This is a genomic window from Mycobacterium sp. E2462 (assembly GCF_001672685.1).
GTDB lineage: Bacteria > Actinomycetota > Actinomycetes > Mycobacteriales > Mycobacteriaceae > Mycobacterium.
In genome coordinates, this window is sequence record NZ_LZKC01000073.1 from 1 (window position 1) to 5289 (window position 5289).

Genomic DNA, 5289 nt, shown 5'->3' on the forward strand with positions numbered 1-5289 from the left:
GGCGCGGATGTTCGCCCGGCACCCGGCCGCGGTGACCGCGGCGGCCGAGCTGGGCGAGCAGTGCGCGTTCGGCCTGTCGCTCATCGCGCCACAGCTACCGCCCTTCGACGTGCCCGCCGGGCACACCGAGGACAGCTGGCTGCGGCACCTGACCATGACCGGGGCGCGCGGCCGCTACGGCTCTCCCGACGACGCCCCGCGCGCGTACTCCCAGATCGAACACGAGCTGAAAGTCATTGCCCAGCTGAAGTTTCCGGGCTACTTCCTGGTGGTGCACGACATCGCCCGGTTCTGCCGGGACAACAACATCCTGTGCCAGGGCAGGGGCTCGGCGGCCAACTCCGCGGTCTGTTACGCCATGGGGGTCACCGCCGTCGACCCGGTGGCCAACGAGTTGTTGTTCGAGCGGTTCCTCTCGCCGGCCCGCGACGGGCCGCCCGACATCGACATGGACATCGAATCCGACCAGCGCGAAAAGGTCATCCAATACGTCTACGACAAATACGGTCGCGACTACGCCGCGCAGGTCGCCAACGTCATCACCTACCGCGGCAAGATTGCCGTCCGCGACATGGCCCGCGCGCTGGGGTTCTCGCAGGGCCAGCAGGACGCGTGGAGCAAGCACATCAACCACTGGAACGGGCGGCCCGAGTCACCCGACGTCGAAGACATCCCCCCGCAGGTGATCGACCTGGCCAATCAGATCCGTAACCTGCCGCGACACATGGGCATTCACTCCGGGGGCATGGTGATCTGCGACCGGCCGATCGCCGACGTGTGCCCCGTGGAATGGGCGCGCATGGAGAACCGCAGCGTCCTGCAGTGGGACAAAGACGACTGCGCGGCAATAGGTTTGGTGAAGTTCGACCTGCTGGGGCTGGGCATGCTCTCGGCGTTGCACTACGCGATCGACCTGGTGGCCGAGCACAAGGGCATCAACGTGGACCTGGCCAAGCTCGACCTGTCCGAGCCGGCGGTGTACGAGATGTTGCAGCGCGCCGATTCCGTCGGCGTGTTCCAGGTGGAGTCGCGCGCGCAGATGGCCACGCTGCCAAGGCTGCGGCCGCGGATCTTCTACGACCTGGTGGTCGAGGTCGCGCTGATTCGCCCCGGCCCCATCCAGGGCGGCTCCGTGCACCCCTACATCCGGCGCCGCAACGGCCTCGACCCGATAGTCTACGACCACCCGTCCATGGAGCCCGCGTTACGAAAGACGTTGGGAGTTCCGCTGTTTCAGGAACAGCTGATGCAGCTCGCCGTCGACTGCGCCGGGTTCTCCGCCGCCGAGGCCGACCAGCTGCGCCGCGCCATGGGGTCCAAGCGGTCCACCGAACGGATGCGGCGGCTGCGCAGCCGGTTCTACGACGGGATGCGCGCCCTGCACGGCGCCCCCGACGACGTGATCGACCGCACCTACGAGAAGCTGGAGGCCTTCGCCAACTTCGGGTTCCCGGAAAGCCACGCGCTGTCCTTCGCGTCGCTGGTGTTCTATTCGTCGTGGTTCAAGCTGCACCACCCGGCGGCGTTCTGCGCGGCGCTGCTGCGCGCGCAGCCGATGGGTTTCTACTCGCCGCAGACGCTGGTGGCCGACGCACGTCGGCACGGCGTGACGGTGCACGGACCGGACGTCAACGCCAGCCTGGCGCACGCCACCCTCGAGAACGCGGGGACGGAGGTCCGCATCGGGCTGGGCGCGGTGCGCCACATCGGTGACGACCTCGCCGAGCGGCTGGTCGAGGAGAGAAACATCAACGGCCCCTTCACCTGTCTGCTGGATCTGACCACCCGGCTGCAGCTGTCCGTGCCGCAAACCGAGGCTTTGGCGACGGCCGGGGCGTTCACCTGCTTCTCGATGTCGCGGCGCGAGGCGTTGTGGGCCGCCGGGGCGGCGGCCACCCAACGGCCGGACCGGTTGCCCGGCGTGGGCTCGTCGTCCCACGTCCCGGCGCTGCCCGGGATGAGCGAGCTGGAACTGGCCGCCGCCGACGTGTGGGCCACCGGCGTCTCCCCGGACAGCTATCCGACGCAGTTCCTGCGGGCCGACCTGGACGCGCTGGGGGTGGTGCCCGCCGGCGAGCTGGGCGCGGTGCCCGACGGCGACCGCGTGTTGATCGCCGGGGCGGTGACGCACCGGCAGCGGCCCGGTACCGCGCAGGGGGTGACGTTTCTCAACCTCGAGGACGAGACCGGGATGGTCAATGTGCTCTGCACGCCGGGGGTATGGGCGCGGCACCGCAAGCTGGCCAACACGGCGCCGGCGCTGCTGGTGCGCGGACAGCTGCAAAACGCCAGCGGCGCGATCACCGTCGTCGCCGAGCGGTTGGGCCGCGTCACCTTGTCGGTGGCGTCGAAGTCCCGCGACTTCCGGTAATTGCCGATCGTCGCCCGTGATCCCCGGATCGGACTCAGCAGCTGCCGGATCAGCCGGCCCCGCCCCCGAGCTGACCTTCTAGGCTCTCCTGTCATGACCCTCAACCTGTCCTTCGACGAAGTGCTCACCACCACCCGCTCGGTGCGCAAGCGCCTCGACTTCGACAAACCGGTGCCCCGTGAGGTTTTGATGGAGTGCCTCGAGCTGGCGCTGCAGGCCCCCACCGGATCCAACTCGCAGGGCTGGCAATGGGTGTTCGTCGAAGACGCGGAGAAGAAGAAGGCGATCGGCGATGTCTACCTCGCCAACGCCCGCGCCTATCTCAGCCTGCCCACCGCCAAGTACGCCGAGGGCGACACCCGCGCCGAGCGGATGGACAAGGTCAAGGACTCGGCGGTGTACCTCGCCGAGCACATGCACGAGGCGCCCGTGCTGCTGATCCCCTGCATCTACGGTCGCGAGGAGAAGCAGCCGCTGGGCGGGGTGTCGTTCTGGGCGTCGTTGTTCCCGGCGGTGTGGAGCTTCTGCCTGGCGCTGCGCTCGCGCGGGCTGGGCTCCTGCTGGACCACCCTGCACCTGGTCAACGACGGCGAAAAGCAGGTCGCCGACGTGCTGGGCATCCCGCACGACAAGTACAGCCAGGGCGGGCTGTTCCCCATCGCCTACACCAAGGGCACCGATTTCCGCCCGGCCAAGCGGCTGCCCGCCGAGCAGCTCACCCACTGGAATTCGTGGTGAGCTACCGCCCCGCCCCGTCGTAGCCGTGTTGGCGCCACGCCTCGTAGGCGGCGACCGCGGCCGCGTTGGACAGATTCAGTGAGCGCCGGCCCGGCAGCATCGGGATGCGCACCTGCGCGCTGATGTGCTCGTCGGCCAGCGTCGCGGCGTCCAGGCCGGTGGGTTCCGGGCCGAACATGAGCACGTCGCCCGGCCGGTAGGAGACGTCGGCGAAGGGCGTTGGCGCGTGCGAGGTGAACGCGAACACCCGCGCCGGCATCAGCGCCGCCCAGGCGGCCGGCAGCGAGGCGTGCACGGTGACCGAGGCCAGGTCGTGGTAGTCCAGCCCGGCCCGGCGCAACTTGGGCTCGGACAGATCGAATCCCAGCGGCTCCACCAGGTGCAGCTCGCTGCCGGTGGCCGCCGCCGTCCGGATGGCGTTGCCCGTGTTGGGCGGGATGCGCGGGGAGTAGAAGAGCAACCGGAACACAACTGGCCATCCTCACACGGCGATAATGGCCGCATGATCGAGCAGAGCCTGTGGATGCGGAAGGTCGCTGCCGACCCCGGCCATTCGGACTGGTACATCGAGCGCTTCCGCGCGATGGCCCGGGCCGGCGCCGACCTCGACGGCGAGGCCCGCTTCGTCGACGCCATGGCGCCGCGCGGCGCGCGGATCCTCGACGCCGGCTGCGGCCCGGGCCGGTTGGGCGGCTACCTGGCCGGGGCCGGCCACCGGGTGGTCGGCGTCGACCCGGCGCTGATTCGGGCCGCTGAGCAGGACCATCCCGGCCCGCGCTGGCTCGTCGGCGACCTCGCCGAGCTCGACCTGCCCGCCCGCGGCGACGCCGACCTGGCCGAACCGTTCGACGTCATCGTGTCGGCCGGCAACGTCATGACCTTCCTCGCCCCGAGCACCCGGGTGCGGGTCCTGGGCCGGCTGCGCGCCCACCTCGCCGGCGACGGCCGTGCGGCGATCGGCTTCGGCGCGGGCCGCGACTACCCGTTCGCGGCGTTTCTCGACGACGCCGCGGCCGCCGGGCTCACCCCCGAGCTGTTGCTCGCCACCTGGGACCTGCGGCCGTTCACCGACGACTCCGATTTCCTCGTCGCCGTGCTGCGGCCCGCCTGAGCCCGGGGCCGCCGAGACCGCATCGTTGCAGCTATCCGGGGTAACGATTCTGGTGGGCCGGGGCTTGGGCTGTCATACTCGTCGGATTGCCACGTCAACACGCACGCACCGATCTGGCGCGAGGCGGGGGAAATAACGCAGGAAGTTCCATGAGCCTCTCGTTTCTTGCAGCGCTCGGTGCCGGCGCAGCGGCCGGTCGTCCGGCGGCGATGCCATGACCATGTTCGCCCGCCCGGCCGCGGCCGAGGCGGCGCCGTCCGAGCCGGCGCCCCCGGCCGCCGCGGCGGCGCCCGCCAAACGCCCGCCCGCCTGGTCGCCGAGCAATTGGCCGGTGCGCTGGAAGGTGCTGGCGATCGTGCTGGTGCCGCTGGTGCTGGCGACGGTGTTCGGGGCGCTGCGGATCAAGGACGAGATGGCCGACTCCGCCGGCCTCAAGCTGGCCGCCGCCCGCGCCGACGTGGTCCCGGTGCTCACCAAATACATGTCCGCCCTGGACGTGGCGCTCCTGGCCAGCTCCACCGGCCGCGACGCCGACGGGGCCAAGCGGAACTACGAGGCGCGCAAGTCCGAGCTGCAGACCCGCCTCGACGACACCGACGTCAGCGCCGACGTCCGCACCGGCGTGACCAACCTGCTCGACGGCGGGCAGCTGCTGGTGAACAAGGCGGCCGACCCGGCCCTGGGCCTGCGCGAAAGGGTGACCCTGTACGCCCCGATCCTGCTGACGGCCGAGAACGTCATCAACGCGTCGGTCCGCGTCCACGACGAAAAGGTGCGCACCCAGGCGCAGGGTCTGAGCCGGGCGGTCGGGGCGCGCGGGCAGATGACGATGCAGAAGATCCTCGTCACCCGCGGCGGCGAGCTGCCCGAGCCGCAACTGCGGACCGCGATGATCACCCTGGCGGGCACCGAACCGTCGACCCTGTTCGGCATGACCGAGGTGCTCGGCGCCGGGTCGGCGGACGCCAAGACGCTGCAGCAGCAACTCGTGAGCCGGATGGCGATCATGTCCGACCCGGCCAGCGTGCTGGTCGACAACGCCGACCTGCTCCGTTCGCTGCAGACCACC

Annotated in this window: 4 protein-coding genes and 1 pseudogene; 4 read left to right on the plus strand and 1 reads right to left on the minus strand. The window is 70.4% G+C overall.

Features of this window, described 5'->3' with window-relative positions:
* Both A5714_RS03665 and A5714_RS03670 read left to right on the plus strand, forming a co-directional pair.
* Positions 1 to 2371: error-prone DNA polymerase (locus A5714_RS03665; RefSeq protein WP_068282867.1), on the plus strand; the 2371-nt coding region annotated here is incomplete at its 5' end.
* Positions 2372 to 2464: 93 nt separating this feature from the next.
* Positions 2465 to 3109 (plus strand): nitroreductase family protein, encoded by a 645-nt coding sequence (locus A5714_RS03670; RefSeq protein ID WP_068282862.1) that lies wholly within the window; start codon positions 2465 to 2467, stop codon positions 3107 to 3109.
* 1 nt (position 3110) lies between these two features.
* On the opposite strand, the gene A5714_RS03675 is transcribed toward A5714_RS03670, so the two are convergent.
* Entirely contained in the window at positions 3111 to 3578 is a 468-nt protein-coding gene (locus A5714_RS03675) for a tRNA (cytidine(34)-2'-O)-methyltransferase (protein WP_068071615.1), read from the minus strand.
* A 33-nt stretch (positions 3579 to 3611) separates the two neighbouring features.
* Between A5714_RS03675 and A5714_RS03680 the strand changes: the two genes are divergently transcribed.
* Entirely contained in the window at positions 3612 to 4220 is a 609-nt protein-coding gene (locus A5714_RS03680) for a bifunctional 2-polyprenyl-6-hydroxyphenol methylase/3-demethylubiquinol 3-O-methyltransferase UbiG (protein ID WP_068282864.1), read from the plus strand.
* A gap of 214 nt (positions 4221 to 4434) precedes the next feature.
* Positions 4435 to 5289: pseudogene (locus tag A5714_RS03685) on the plus strand (ATP-binding protein); the annotation flags it as partial.